Annotated in this window: 15 protein-coding genes; 6 read left to right on the top strand and 9 right to left on the bottom strand. The window is 71.3% G+C overall.

Annotated elements, in window-relative coordinates; genetic code table 11:
* Positions 1-20 precede the first annotated feature (20 nt).
* A complete protein-coding gene (locus ACGFNV_RS28265; protein ID WP_393626029.1) occupies positions 21-470 on the bottom strand; it encodes a MarR family winged helix-turn-helix transcriptional regulator in 450 nt (149 codons plus the stop codon).
* A 101-nt stretch (positions 471-571) separates the two neighbouring features.
* Here ACGFNV_RS28265 and ACGFNV_RS28260 point away from each other — a divergent pair, with 101 nt between their 5' ends.
* On the top strand, positions 572-1570 hold the full coding sequence (locus ACGFNV_RS28260; protein WP_393626027.1) for an NADP-dependent oxidoreductase: 999 nt from the start codon (positions 572-574) through the stop codon (positions 1568-1570).
* A 63-nt stretch (positions 1571-1633) separates the two neighbouring features.
* Here the strand turns inward: ACGFNV_RS28260 and ACGFNV_RS28255 are convergent, their stop codons facing one another.
* Positions 1634-2788 carry a serine hydrolase domain-containing protein gene (locus tag ACGFNV_RS28255; RefSeq protein ID WP_393626025.1) on the bottom strand — a complete coding sequence of 385 codons (1155 nt, stop codon included), beginning with the start codon at positions 2786-2788 and terminating at the stop codon, positions 1634-1636.
* 171 nt (positions 2789-2959) lie between these two features.
* On the opposite strand from ACGFNV_RS28255, the gene ACGFNV_RS28250 reads away from it, so the two are divergent.
* Positions 2960-3769, top strand: coding sequence for an EI24 domain-containing protein (locus ACGFNV_RS28250; RefSeq protein WP_393626024.1), 810 nt, complete (start codon positions 2960-2962; stop codon positions 3767-3769).
* 86 nt (positions 3770-3855) lie between these two features.
* On the top strand, positions 3856-4323 hold the full coding sequence (locus tag ACGFNV_RS28245; protein ID WP_393626022.1) for a hypothetical protein: 468 nt from the start codon (positions 3856-3858) through the stop codon (positions 4321-4323).
* On the opposite strand, the gene ACGFNV_RS28240 is transcribed toward ACGFNV_RS28245, so the two are convergent.
* Together ACGFNV_RS28240 and ACGFNV_RS28235 are read right to left on the bottom strand one after the other, a co-directional pair.
* A complete protein-coding gene (locus ACGFNV_RS28240) occupies positions 4277-5503 on the bottom strand; it encodes a pyroglutamyl peptidase (protein ID WP_393626020.1) in 1227 nt (408 codons plus the stop codon). The two genes, ACGFNV_RS28245 and ACGFNV_RS28240, sit on opposite strands and share 47 nt — an antisense overlap.
* Before the next feature lie 107 nt (positions 5504-5610).
* The gene (locus ACGFNV_RS28235) at positions 5611-6573 is read right to left on the bottom strand and encodes a LysR family transcriptional regulator (protein ID WP_393626019.1); all 963 of its coding nucleotides are present in this window, start codon (positions 6571-6573) and stop codon (positions 5611-5613) included.
* A 49-nt stretch (positions 6574-6622) separates the two neighbouring features.
* Here ACGFNV_RS28235 and ACGFNV_RS28230 point away from each other — a divergent pair, with 49 nt between their 5' ends.
* Both ACGFNV_RS28230 and ACGFNV_RS28225 read left to right on the top strand, forming a co-directional pair.
* Entirely contained in the window at positions 6623-7012 is a 390-nt protein-coding gene (locus ACGFNV_RS28230; RefSeq protein ID WP_393626017.1) for a RidA family protein, read from the top strand.
* A gap of 11 nt (positions 7013-7023) precedes the next feature.
* Positions 7024-7362, top strand: coding sequence for a YrdB family protein (locus tag ACGFNV_RS28225; protein WP_393626015.1), 339 nt, complete (start codon positions 7024-7026; stop codon positions 7360-7362).
* A 186-nt stretch (positions 7363-7548) separates the two neighbouring features.
* On the opposite strand, the gene ACGFNV_RS28220 is transcribed toward ACGFNV_RS28225, so the two are convergent.
* Both ACGFNV_RS28220 and ACGFNV_RS28215 read right to left on the bottom strand, forming a co-directional pair.
* Positions 7549-8520, bottom strand: coding sequence for an aldose epimerase family protein (locus tag ACGFNV_RS28220; protein WP_393626013.1), 972 nt, complete (start codon positions 8518-8520; stop codon positions 7549-7551).
* Between the two features lie 17 nt (positions 8521-8537).
* Entirely contained in the window at positions 8538-9425 is an 888-nt protein-coding gene (locus ACGFNV_RS28215) for an SGNH/GDSL hydrolase family protein (RefSeq protein ID WP_393626011.1), read from the bottom strand.
* A gap of 281 nt (positions 9426-9706) precedes the next feature.
* Between ACGFNV_RS28215 and ACGFNV_RS28210 the strand changes: the two genes are divergently transcribed.
* Positions 9707-10201 (top strand): DUF3145 domain-containing protein, encoded by a 495-nt coding sequence (locus ACGFNV_RS28210; RefSeq protein WP_133926626.1) that lies wholly within the window; start codon positions 9707-9709, stop codon positions 10199-10201.
* 214 nt (positions 10202-10415) lie between these two features.
* Here ACGFNV_RS28210 and ACGFNV_RS28205 read toward each other — a convergent pair whose 3' ends face one another.
* From ACGFNV_RS28205 to ACGFNV_RS28195, 3 genes are all read right to left on the bottom strand, one after another.
* Complete coding sequence (locus tag ACGFNV_RS28205) at positions 10416-11516, bottom strand: hypothetical protein (protein WP_393626009.1); 1101 nt, start codon at positions 11514-11516, stop codon at positions 10416-10418.
* An 85-nt stretch (positions 11517-11601) separates the two neighbouring features.
* A complete protein-coding gene (gene fabF / locus ACGFNV_RS28200) occupies positions 11602-12870 on the bottom strand; it encodes a beta-ketoacyl-ACP synthase II (RefSeq protein WP_393626007.1) in 1269 nt (422 codons plus the stop codon).
* A gap of 82 nt (positions 12871-12952) precedes the next feature.
* On the bottom strand, positions 12953-13201 hold the full coding sequence (locus ACGFNV_RS28195; protein ID WP_015660680.1) for an acyl carrier protein: 249 nt from the start codon (positions 13199-13201) through the stop codon (positions 12953-12955).
* Positions 13202-13258: the final 57 nt, after the last annotated feature.

The following is a 13258-nucleotide window of genomic DNA, read 5'->3' as shown; positions in this document are numbered from 1 at the left end:
GGGCGCAGTGCGAGGACCCCTTACTCGGCGGTGTCCGTGTGCAGCATCCGTGCCAGCAGTCCGCGCAGCACCAGTCGCTCCTCCTTCGACAGCCCGGCCAGCGGCTCCCGGGCGAAGCGCAGCGACTCGCGCAGTCCCCGGGCCACCCGGCGCCCCTCGTCCGTCGCCGCCGCGACCTTCACCCGGCGGTCGGCCGGGTCCGGGCGCCGCTCGACCAGACCGCGTGACTCCAGCCGGTCCACGATCCCCGTCACGTTCGACGGCTCGCACTTCAGCTTCACCGCCAGCTTGCGCATCGGCAGCGGCTCCAGGGTGAGCAGGCTGAGCAGCCGGGCCTGCGCGCCGGTGAGCGCGTGACCGGCGGCGGCTTCCTCGTAGTCCTCGTAGTAGCGGGCCACGACCTCCCCGATCAGCTCGACGACTTCCAGCGTCAGGGCGTCGGGTCGGCGGGTCTGCTGTGGTGTGGCCATGCGATCCAGGGTACCCGGTTACTTGACAACCTGAAATATTCAGGAGCATGGTTGTTTCAGGTACTGAAGTAAATGACTCAAGCAAGTGAAAGGCCGTAGTCATGATCAACCGCGAATGGCACCTGCTCAGCCGCCCGGTCGGCTGGCCGAAGCCCGAGGACTTCGCCCTGGTCGAGGCGGAGGTCCCCACGCCGGGCGAGGGTCAGGTGCTGGTGCGGAACAAGTACCTCTCCGTCGACCCCTACATGCGGGGCCGCATGAGCGCCGCCAAGTCCTACGTCGCCCCCTTCGAGCTCGGCAAGGCCATGCAGGGCGGCGCCGTCGGTGAGGTCGTCGCCTCCAACGCCGAGGGCTTCGCCGTCGGCGACCATGTGCTGCACTTCCTCGGCTGGCGCGAGTACGCGGCGCTGAACGCGAAGAACGCCGTCAAGGTCGACCCCGAGGCCGCGCCGCTGTCGACGTACCTCGGCGTGCTCGGCATGACCGGCCTCACCGCCTACGCCGGCCTGCTGCGCACCGCCGCCTTCAAGGAGGGCGACTCCGTCTTCGTCTCCGGCGCGGCCGGCGCCGTCGGCAGCCAGGTCGGCCAGATCGCCAAGCTCAAGGGCGCCTCCCGGGTGATCGGCTCCGCCGGCTCCGACGAGAAGGTCAAGCTCCTCGTCGAGGAGTACGGCTTCGACGCGGCCTTCAACTACAAGAGCGGCCCCGTGAGCGAGCAGCTGCGCGAGGCCGCGCCCGACGGTGTGGACGTCTACTTCGACAACGTCGGCGGCGACCACCTCGAGGCGGCCATCGGCTCCCTCAACGAGAAGGGCCGCATCGCCGTCTGCGGCATGATCTCGGTCTACAACAACACCGAGCCCGCCCCCGGCCCGAAGAACCTCGCCCGCCTCATCCAGACCCGCGGCCGCATCGAGGGCTTCCTCGTCGGCGACCACTACGACCTCCAGCCCCAGTTCGTCCAGGAGGTCGGCCCCTGGGTCGCCTCGGGTGAACTCAAGTACCGCGAGACGGTCGTCGAGGGCATCGAGAACAACCTGGAGGCGTTCCTCGGGGTCCTGCGAGGCGACAACACGGGCAAGATGATCGTCAAGCTGTAGGCACCCGGCGGAAGGCCGCACCCCGGAGGTGGGGTGCGGCCTTCACCCGTCCCCGGACCAGGACTACCCCGCAGCCAGCGCAGCCCTGTGCACCGCCCCCACCAACCGCTCGTTCTCCGGCGCCGCCCCACCCGGGAACGCGTTCCGCCGCCGTGTGTAGCCGTACGCCAGCCCACTGCGCGGATCCGCGAACGCCTGACTGCCACCCGCACCGCTGTGCCCGAAGGCACCCGCGCCCAGGAACGCGTGCCACGTGTCAGCGGTCGCCTGGAAACCGAGCCCGTACGACTTGTGCGTGCGGGCCACCAGGTCGTACCCCACGGAGTGGAACTGCCCGAACTCCGCCGCCGTGTCCTCCTTCAGCAGCGGTGCCTTCCCGTCCACCTCACTGATCGCCGCCGCGTACATCCCGGCGAGCCCGCGCGCGGAAGCGACCCCACCGACCGACGCCGGCCCCTTCGCGCGGACCGTACGGTCGTTGGGCAGGGCCACCAGGTCGGTGGGATCGTCGGTGTGCCGGTTGAAGGCGATGGACGTGAGGGTGTGCGGCCCCGAGGGCAGCGAGTCGAGGAGCGCCTGCTGCTTGGCGGTCGGCTCCATCGGCTGCACCGGCCGGAAGCGGGGCTCGTGCACGGCCGGCAGCCCCAGGAAGAAGTCCAGCCCGTAAGGAGCGCGGACCCGTTCCTCGTACACCTCCTGGAGCGTACGGCCCGTGGCCCGCCGTACGACCTCGCCGGTGAGCGCGCCGATGACCAGCGCGTGGTAGCCGAAGGCCGTGCCCGGGCGCCAGAACGGGCGCTGGTCGGCGAGGCGTTCGGCGAGCAGCCGGTCGTCGGCCAGCTCCGCCGCCGTGAAGCCGGTGTCGGTGCCGACGAGCCCCGCCCGGTGGGCGAGCAGTTCCCGCAGGGTCAGGGCGCCCTTGCCCTCGGCGCCGAACTCCGGCCAGTAGTACGTCACCTTGCGGTCGAGTTCCAGCGTGCCGTCCTGGACGAGGAGCGCGACCACGAGGTGCGCGGCGCCCTTGGTGGACGAGTACACGCCGTACAGGGACCCGGCGTCCACGCCGTCCCCGGCCCACAGGTCGACGACCCGGCGTCCACCCACGTAGGCGCTCAACTGTCCCTCGTAATCGGGCCGTTCACTGGCCACGAAAGCGGCGAACTCCTCCCGCACGGCCTCGTAGCCGTCGGCGACGGTGCCCTGGATCTCCTGCGTCATCCGCTCTCCTCAACTTCAGCCGCTGTGTGCGTGTGCCATGGTGAACACTGCCCGTCCGACCTGGGTGAATTCTCAGCTGCTGTGGATCGGTACGGTGAGCGGGCCCTTTCGACTCAACGCCCCCACGGACCGACCGCGAGCGATCAGGCCGCCCCTCGATAGAGTTCGGCCATGCGTGATCTCGGGGCGGGTTTCGGTTATCTCCTGAAGGGCCAGCGATGGGTGGCCCGGCACGGCAAGCAGTACGGCTTCGGGCTCGTCCCCGGGCTGATGACGCTGGTCCTCTACGCGGCCGCGCTCGTCGCCCTCGCCCTGTGGGGTGAGGATTTCGTCGCCTGGGCGACCCCCTTCGCCGACGACTGGTCGAGCCCCTGGCTCGGCCTCTTCCGCGCCTTCCTCACCGTCGTCCTGTTCGCCCTCGCCCTCCTCCTCTCCGTCCTGACCTTCACCGCGGTCACCCTCCTCGTCGGCCAGCCCTTCTACGAGAGCCTCTCCGAGAAGGTCGACCGTGACGTGTCCCCCGACGGCACGGCGCCCGAGTCCGGCCTCCCGCTCTGGCGCGAGCTGTGGATCTCCGCCCGCGACAGCCTGCGGATCGTGGTGCGGGCGCTGCTGTGGGCGGTCCTGCTCTTCGCCCTCGGCTTCCTCCCGTTCGTCGGCCAGACCGTCGTCCCGGTGCTCGGCTTCTTCGTCACCGGCTTCTTCCTCACCGAGGAACTCACCGCGGTCGCCCTCCAGCGCCGAGGCGTCGAACTGCGCGAACGCCTCACCCTCCTCCGCTCCCGCAAGACCCTCGTCTGGGGCTTCGGCACCCCGCTCGGCCTCGCCTTCCTCGTCCCCTTCGTCGCGGTCTTCCTGATGCCGGGCGCGGTGGCGGGCGCGACGCTGCTGGCGCGGGACCTGCTGGGGGAGGAGACGGAGGAGGACGGCGACGACGCCGAGGAGCCGCAACGCGCCGAGTTTCCCGGCCAGGCCCCCTGACGGTCATACGAGGACCCCGCCCCGGCCGTCCCCCGGTCGACATCCGCTGACGCGGGCCGTGGACCACCGCGGAAACAGGGGGACCCGTGAACCTACGCAAAGCGGCCTCGCTCCTGCTCGCCCTCGCCGCCGCCCTGGCCGCCGGTCTCGTCGGCTGCTCGGCCGGGGACGGGACGGAGGCCTCCCCCGGCGTCCCGGCGCCCGCCTCCGCCACCGAACGGTCACTGCTGTACGACGCGGAGCAGACCCTCGTCCAGCGCTGCATGAAGCGGCACGGGTACACCCTCTGGAAGGTGCCCGAGCACCCGGTATGGCGCTACGCCCAGTCGCTCGGCGCCGAACGCCGTGCCGCCGCGCTGGACACTCTGCACGGCCGCAAGCGCAACGCGCTGACCGTGCAACTGCCCTCAGGGGCCGAGGTGGGCCGCAGTGACGAGGGCTGCACCGCGGAGGCGGAGAGGGAGCTCTACGGGGACCTCACGGCCTGGTTCCGCGCCGAAGCAGCGGCTACTCACCGATCGCCGCCACCAGGATCGCCCGCACCTGCGCGATGATGTCCACCCGGTTCCGTACGAACTCGGGATCGGTCACCTCGGTGGTGTTCCCCGTCCCGAACTGCAGCACCGGCGTGTGCACATGCCCGCCCGGCAGCACGTCGTGCAGGCCCAGCCGGTCCCGCAGCAGCGTCGCCCGGTAGGCGATCTCGTTGGAGAGGTAGTCCCCGCCGCCGCCCGCCCGCGCGGTCGACCCGGGCGTCGGCCCGTCCGGCCGTACGACGGACTGCGTCGCGCCCGCCGGGATCTCGGTGACGCTCGTGTTGTCGTACACGGGGAAGCGTCCGGTGTTCGCGGCCACGATCCGTGCGTACGGCAGGGTCGTGGTCGTCCACTGCGGCTGCGAGGCCGGGTCGGTCACCGGGATCGTCTCGGTCCGCCCGATGTTGTCGTTGTCCCCGAAGCCGCCCCGCCAGGCCCCGTTGGTCCGCTCCACGTCGAAGCGCCCGACCCGCCCCTGGCTCACGGTCGCGAAGAGGTCCACCTTCGGCAGGTACGGCCGTAGCGTCCGCTCCACCGTCCCCGCCGTGAAGTCCGCCCACCGCACCGGGAACACGGCGGTCTCCACCCGCGCCGGACCCCGCGCCGTCTCGATCACCGTCCCGTCCAGGGCGAGCGCACTGGCCCCGGACGGGTTGGAGATCCGCACGTCCCGGTCCAGCGTGAACGGATCGAAACCGGTGACCAGGACGCGCCGGACACCGGCTGCCGGATGGTGGATGGACGTCTGCCCACGTGAGTTCTGCTCCAACGCGTCCAGCAGCACGGCCCGTTGGGCATCGCTCAGCCCGAACTTCGGCTCCCATCCCCGCACTTCACGCGTCATCCCCAACCGCGCCCAGTACAGCGGCCGGTCGTCGTCCCGGCTGAGGTCGCCGCCCGCCGGACCCCGCCCCTGCGCCCGGTCCACCGCCCGCCGCCACAGCGCCGACCCCTCCCGTACGACGACCTGGCGGGCCTGCGCGTACGACCGCGCGGTGCCCAGGGCGCGGGCGAACCGCGGTGCCACGGCGTCGAATCCGGACCGCCGGAGGATCTCCTGGGGCACCGCCCGGTCCAGGCGCTGCTCCTCGACGGTCGGCGCGGGTGCCGCGCCCGCGGCGCTCGCGGTCGTCGGGGCCGAGAGACCGGCCACCAGGGCAAGGCCGAGGACGCCGATCCGAACTCGTATGGAATGCACGGCGGTTGAGTCCTTCCGTCGCGGTGGGGGGACCCGCGCAGTATCGCGTGACGGAAGTGGCCCACGCCATGGTGCGTGACTCAGGTGGTGATCACTCCGGTGGGAACTCAGGTGGGGGTCACGGTCGTGGGAATCCTCGCCGCCGCCTCCCGCAGCGCTCCGACGAACGCCTCGGCCGCCGTCGTCAGCGACCGCCCCCGGACCGTCGCCACGTACACCGCCCGTGCCGGGCCACCCTCGTCGTGTACGGGTACCAGTGCGACGTCCGGCCGCACGGACGCCGCGGCGAGCGCCGGGACGAGGGTCACGCCGAGGCCGGCGGCGACGTACCCCTGCTTGGCGGTCCACTCGGCCACGACGTGGGCGACGCGCGGCCGGAACCCCTGGCGCAGGGCCGCGTCGAGGAGGGTGCCCTCGGGCCGGGGGCCGCCGGAGATCCAGTCGGCGTCGGCGAGCCGGCCGAGCCGTACGGGGCCCCGGTGGGCCGCGAGGGGGTGGTCGGCGGGGACGGCCACGTACAGGGGCTCGTCGAGGAGATGGTGCAGGTCGTAGGGGTCGAGGGGGGTGCGGCCGGTCGTGGAGACCACCGCCAGGTCGAGGTGTCCGGCGGTCAGCCGGTCGAGGAGGCGCACGGTGAAGCCCTCCTCACGGGTGACCCGGACGCCGGGCCGGCGGGCACGGAAGGCGGCGAGGGCCTGCGGGACGAGGGCCGCGTCGGCGGTCGCGAAGGCACCGAACCGCAGCCGCCCGCCGGTCCCCGCGCGCAGGGCCGCCAGTTCGTCCACGGCCCCGCGCAGCGCCCCGGCCACGGCCCGCGCGTACGGCACCAGGATCCGCCCGGCCTCGGTCAGCCGGACGCCCCGGGGGAGCCGGTCGAAGAGCGGGGTGCCGCCCAGGGCCGTCTCCAGTGAGGAGATCTGCCGGGACACCGCGGACTGCGTCCACCCGAGGGTGCGCGCGGCCACCGTGAAGGACTCCTCCCGGGCGACCTCCAGGAACACCCGGAGCCAGACAGTGGAGAGGTCCGGCAACTCCCCAGTGGGGTCATGCGAGTTCGGCATGGCTGCCATGCTAGACATTCGCTTGTCGCATTCCGGGTCCCGGCCTAACGTCGACCGCATGCAGATCACCCTGGACAACCCCGCCTCCGCGCCCCAGCCGCTCAGCCCCTACTACTCCCAGGTCGCCAGGGTCGAACACGCCGACGGCAGCGCCCTGTTGTTCGTCTCCGGACAGATAGCCGAGGGCGCCACGCTCGCCGAGCAGAGCAGGGGCGTCTTCGAGACGCTCGACGCGCTGTTGAAGGCCCATGGGGCGACTCTCGCCGACGTCATCAACATCCGGACGTATCTGACGGACATCGGACGGCTCGACGAATACGGCGCCGTCCGCCGGGAGTTCCTCACCGGGACCCCGCCGACCAGCATGACCTTCGAGGTGCCCCGGCTGTTCCGGCCGGAGGCGCTGATCGAGGTCGAAGTGGTGGCCGCGGTGCCCGCCGCCGGGTGATACTTCCGCACATGAAGGCCATGAAGGCAGCCAACCTGGGCGTTCTCTTCCTGATCGAACTGGGCGCCTTCGCGGCCGCCGCCTACTGGGGGTTCACCCTCGACGCGCCGACCCCGGTGACCTGGCTGGCGGGCCTCGGCGCACCCCTCGTACTGATCGTGCTGTGGGCGCTGTTCGGGTCGCCGAGGGCGCGGTTCAAGACGCGGGGGGCGGGCCGGGCGGCCTTCGAAGTGCTGTGGTTCGGGGCGGGTGTCGCCGCGCTGTTCGCCGCCGGGGCGTGGCAGTGGGCGGTCGCGTTCGCCGCGCTGTGCGTGGTGAGCAAGACGCTGGCCGTGGTCTGGGGCCAGTAGGGCACCGGCCGACAGCAAGAGCATTTCATGGGCTTTTGTGAAGGGTTCGTACGAAATTCAGTTGTGATGCTCGATCGCGGACCGCAGGATGAGTCGCGACGGTTAACGTCTGACACACGTACCTGCCCCGGTCCGGAACCTGACGCCGGGCCGGGGCTCGTACGGTGTGGTCCTCACTGTGTGGTCCTACCGGACGGAGAACGCGTACACCGTCTCCGACCGGTACACGTCCCCCGGTCGCAGAACCGTGCTCGGGAACTCCGGCTTGTTCGGCGAGTCGGGGTAGTGCTGCGTCTCCAGCGCGGTGCCCGCGCACGGCCCGAACGGGTCGCCCAGATGGTCGCCGGTGTACAGCTGGAGGCCCGGCTCGGTCGTCGCCACGCCCAGCACCCGCCCGGACTCCGGGTGGTACAGCTCGGCCACCTCCACCGGAGTCTCCGTGAGGCCCTTGTCCAGCACGTAGTTGTTGTCGTATCCGTAGCCGGTCCTGCGCGGCCTGCGGAAGTCGTACGGGGTCCCTGTCACGTCCGCCACCTCGCCGGTCGGGATCAGGTCCGCGTCGACCGGTGTGTACCGGGAGGCGGCCAGGCGCAGCTCGTGCATGACAGCGCTCTCGTGGCCGCCGAGACGGAAGTAGCTGTGGTTGGTCAGGTTCACCACGGTCGGCGCGTCCGTGACCGCCTCGTACGCGATCCGCAGCGCACCGGACGCGTCCAGCGTGTACGTCACGGAGACCTCGAGCCGACCCGGGAAGCCCTCCTCGCCGTCGGGGCTGACCCGGCTCAGCCGCACCCCGTGCTCCACTGGCGCCGCGTCCCACACCCGCTGGTCGAAGCCGTGCTCCCCGCCGTGCAGCGAGTTGGGCCCGTTGTTCGCGGCCAGCGCGTACGTCCGCCCGTCCAGAGCGAAACGGGCGCCGCCGATCCGGTTGGCGTACCGGCCGACCAGCGCGCCCAGGTACGGCCCCGGGTGCGTGAGATAGCCGTCGAGCTCCTCGAACCCCAGCACCACGTTCCCGACCCGCCCGTCCCGGTCAGGAACCTCCGCCGACTGCACGATCCCGCCGTACGACAGGATGCGTACTCGAACACCCGCTCGCTCCAACGTCCAGCGATGCACCGGGGTGCCGTCGGAAAGTGTGCCGAAGAGTTCGTTCATGTTCGGAACTCTAGCTGTCATGCCCCCTTCGCCGTGACCGCGCGGTAGGCGATCTCGGCCAACCTGGCCTGCCCGTTCACACTCGGATGGAACCAGTCCCAGTGGCTCAGCTGGTCGGTGCCGAAGCGGTAGTCATGGACCGCGTCACCGTCGAAACGGCACCGCCGGTCCTTCGCGCACACCTCCCGCAGCACCTTGTTGTAGTCCTGCACCCGCTTCTCCACCGTGTCCCGGCGCTGGGTCGCCGACGCGTCCAGGGCGTCCGCGTCGCCCAGCATCGACGGACAGATGCCCAGCTTCCACACCTGCTTGCCCAACGCGTTCGTACGCCCCTGCGACCAGAGTCGCTTCAGGTTCGGCACACTCGCCACATACACCTGAGCCTTGGGCAGAGAACCGCGCAGGGCGCTCATCGACTCCTCGAACTGCGCGCGGAAGTCGGCGACCGACGTCATCGCCGAGGTCGTCGCCCGGCAGGCGTCGTTCGCCCCCGCCATCACCGCCACCAACTGCGGCTTTCGCGCCACCGCCCGCGCCATCTGCCCCGGCAGGTCCGCCATGCGCGCCCCGGTCACCGCGTAGTTCCAGCTGTGCGTGGCCGCCTTCGACTTCCCCAGCAGCCGCACGGCCAGACTGTCCACCTTTGCGCTGCTGCCCGTCGCCCACGACACCTCCGGGCAGTCCGTCAGGACCGCACACGCGTCGAAACCACGCGTGATCGAGTCGCCCACGGCCGCCACGGACGCCGGGCTGCTGTCCCACAGCGAGGTCCGGCTCGGCGACGGCTTCGCCTTCGTGCCGGACGGCCCCGAGGAGCCACCGACGACATCGCACCCTGCGACGCCCAGGACGGCCGCCGCCGTCATGGCGAGAACGGCACGCGCCCGGTGGCTTCGCTTCCGCATTCCCTGGTGATCCCCTCGGTCGTCGTGCTCGGGTCGCGCCGTGCTCCCCTCCATAACAACGCGCGAGGGTTCCCGCCCGCACAAGATGCCCCGCACAAGATGGAACGCTTCACACCCGTACAGGCGTCCTGCCGGGTGAATGGCAGGCGTTTGGCGGCACCGGGACCGACGGTACGTCACACTCCTTGCGCCGCCGCACGGTAGCCTCGCCATCAACGTGGCCCCCACGCCACTGCCGTCCAGACCAGAAGCAAGATGTCCCGCTCTGCCCGGAGGTTCCGGTGACGACACGTGGAGTTCTGTACGTGCACTCCGCGCCGCGCGCGCTGTGCCCGCACGTCGAGTGGGCCGTCGCCGGGGTGCTAGGCACGCGCGTCAACCTCGACTGGATCCGGCAGCCCGCGGCCCCCGGCACCTGGCGCTCCGAGTTCTCCTGGCAGGGCCAGCCGGGCACCGCCTCCAAGCTCGCCTCCGCCCTGCGCGGCTGGCACCTCCTGCGCTTCGAGGTCACCGCCGAGCCCTGCCCCACCGCCGAGGGCGAGCGCTACAGCTGCACCCCCGACCTCGGCATCTTCCACGCCGTCACCGGCATCCACGGCGACATCCTCATCCCCGAGGACCGCCTCCGCGCGGCCCTGCTCCGCAGCCAGCGCGGGGAGACGGACCTCGAGGCCGAACTGTCCAAGCTGCTCGGCAAACCGTGGGACGACGAACTCGAACCGTTCAGATACGCGGGCGAGGGAGCGCCGGTGCGCTGGCTGCACCAGGTGGTCTGAGGAACCGCAGCACAACAAAAAAGGGGGGGAGGGGACGGGTGGCAGAGATCGTCCTGGTGCACGGAATGGCCCAGGAACAGAAGTCGGCGGACTCACTGGAGATGGAGTGGCTCCCCGACCTGGCCGGCGGCGTACGGATCGCGGGACACGCCGCCCTCGCCGACGAACTGTGGCGACACGCCCGGCCAGGCGCGCGCGAGACCCGCATGGCCTTCTACCCGAGGGCGATCCGTACCGGCGTCTCGCGCGGGATGCCGGCCAGCGCCTTCACCAGGGACAAGCCGACGTCGTTCCCGGTCGTCCCGTCGTACGCCTGCGAGAATCCCGGCACCGTGTTCCGCAGTTGCTCGGCCAGCGAGGTCGCGACCCGGCGGGCGTCGTCGGCCGGGTCCAGCCGGTGCAGGGCCTGCACGAACTTCTCGGGGATGCCCCGGTCGAGTTCCGGTCGGGTCAGCGCGGTGAGCAGGGTCGTCTTCCCGGACCCCGCCGCGGCCCGCACCACCGTGAGCGGGTGCTTCTCCACCGTGGCGACCACCCTGCCCAGCTCGCCGGTCGCCTCGAAGTGTCCGAGTTCGGCGCGGAGGTCGGCGGTCGCCCGGTTCTGGGCCAGCCACAGGTCGTGGCTGCCGTCGCCGCCGTCGAAGCCCAGGCAGACGGGAAGATGCTCCAGGCAGTCCCGCTGGACCAGGGCCTCCTTGATGTCCGCACACCGCAGGAACCGGCCGTGGCGGACGTGTCCGTCGCGCAGGATGTGGGCCGTCTCCAGGGAGAACGCGCAGTGGTAGGCGGGCTGCAGGCTCGACGCGGTCAGCACCTGGAAGCGCCGTTTCATGTCCTCGTCGTTGAGGACGGCCCATTCCGCCGCGTTCGCGGCGCCCTGCCCGGACTCGCAGGTGTCCAGGATCAGTGTCAGGCTCCGCAGGCCGGGGCGTCCGGACAGCAGGTCGGCGATCCGGCGGGTGAGGGGGTACGGGGGCCTGCGCGCCGCACGGTTCTCCTCGGCGTTGCGCGGGAGGACGTAGTACTCCTTGTCGGTCCGTAAGCCGTGGCCGATGTAGGCGAGGACCAGCGAGGCGCGTTGCTCGTCGGCCCGGGCGAAGGCGTCGACCAGGGCGGTGTCCAGGCGGGCGGTCCCCGGGTCGAGCAGGAGGCTGCGGCCGTCGGGGAGCGCGGCCGAGCAGCCGCCGGTCTCCGGATCCGTCAGCGCCGTGTCCAGTTGCCGGGCCGCCCGCGACAGGGGCTCGAGATGCCGTCCCGGCCCCAGGCTCTCGCACTGCGATCCGATGACCAGCGAGAGCCGTCCCCCCTTCACCATGCGCCCCAGGATAGGCCGCGGCCCGCCTCCCGGAACGCCGAAGCGGGGGAGACGGGCCGCGAAATCCTCAGCGGGGACCTGGAGTTCAGACCGAACGGAACGCCAGCACCACGTTGTGACCGCCGAACCCGAACGAGTCGTTCAGGGCGGCGATACGGCCCTCGACGGGCAGCTTGCGCGCCTCGCCGCGGACGATGTCGGCGTTGGCCTCGGGGTCGAGGTTCTCGACGTTGATGGTCGGCGGGGCCACCCGGTGGTACAGCGCGAGGACGGTCGCGACGGACTCCACACCGCCCGCGCCACCGAGCAGGTGACCGGTCATCGACTTGGTCGCCGAGACCGCCATGTGGTCGGCGTCGTCGCCGAACACCTTGCGCAGCGCCTTCAGCTCGGCGATGTCACCGGCCGGGGTGGAGGTGGCGTGCGCGTTGACGTGCACGATCTCCGCCGGGTCCAGGTCGGTGTTGTCGAGCAGGTTCTTCAGGGCCTGCGAGATGCCGCGCCCCTCCGGCTCGGGCTGCACGATGTCGTGGCCGTCGGCGGAGATGCCCTGGCCGACCGCCTCCGCGTAGACACGGGCCCCGCGCTTGGCGGCGTGCTCGGCGGACTCCAGGACGATCACGCCGGCGCCCTCGCCGAGGACGAAGCCGTCGCGGGCCACGTCGTAGGGGCGGGAGGCGCCCTGCGGGTCGTCGTTGTTCTTGGACATCGCCATCATGTTGCCGAACGCGGCGATCGGCAGCGGGTGGATCGCCGCCTCCGTGCCACCCGCGACGACGATGTCGGCGCGGCCGGTGCGGATCATCTCGATGGCGTAGCCGATGGCCTCGGCGCCCGACGCGCAGGCGGAGACCGGCGTGTGCACGCCCGCGCGGGCGCCCACGGCCAGGCCCACGTTCGCGGAGGGGCCGTTCGGCATCAGCATGGGGACGGTGTGCGGGGAGACGCGGCGGACGCCCTTCTCCTTCAGCACGTCGTACTGGTCGAGCAGGGTCGTCACACCGCCGATGCCGGAGGCGATGACGGCGCCGAGCCGGTCCGGGTCGACGGTCGTGTCCTCAGCGCCGGCGGGGCCGGTGAAACCGGCGTCCGCCCAGGCCTCCTTGGCCGCGATCAGCGCGAACTGCGCCGAGCGGTCCAGACGGCGGGCCTGCGGCCGGGGGATGACCTCGGTGGGTTCCACGGCGACGCGCGCCGCGATACGGACGGCCTGGTCGGCCGCCCAGTCCTCTGTCAGGGGCTGCACGCCGGACTTGCCGGCGACCAGACCCTCCCAGGTAGAGGCTGCGTCGCCACCCAGCGGTGTGGTTGCGCCGATACCGGTGACGACCACGGTGCGATTGGTCGGGCTCACGGATTCTTTCTCCAACGTTACGAGGATTCAGCGGCGCCACCGCCGGGTGGCGGGGCCGGTCAGCGGCCGGCCCAAGCGTTGCTCAGGCCTGGTGCTTGAGGATGTAGTCGGTCGCGTCGCCGACGGTCTTGAGGTTCTTGACGTCCTCGTCCGGGATCTTGACGTCGAAGCGCTCCTCGGCGGCGACGACGACCTCGACCATGGACAGCGAGTCGACGTCCAGGTCGTCGGTGAAGGACTTGTCCAGCTGGACGTCCTCAACCGGGATGCCGGCGATCTCGTTCACGATGTCGGCGAGACCGGCGACGATCTCTTCCTGAGTGGCGGCCATGTTGGCGCTCCTTCTTTGTGTTTCCAGAGGGTGTGGCGCCCGCCGCGTGAGCGGCAG

It is taken from the genome of Streptomyces sp. NPDC048751, from assembly GCF_043198595.1.
Classification (GTDB): domain Bacteria; phylum Actinomycetota; class Actinomycetes; order Streptomycetales; family Streptomycetaceae; genus Streptomyces.
This window is presented reverse-complemented; position numbering and strand designations above follow the sequence as displayed.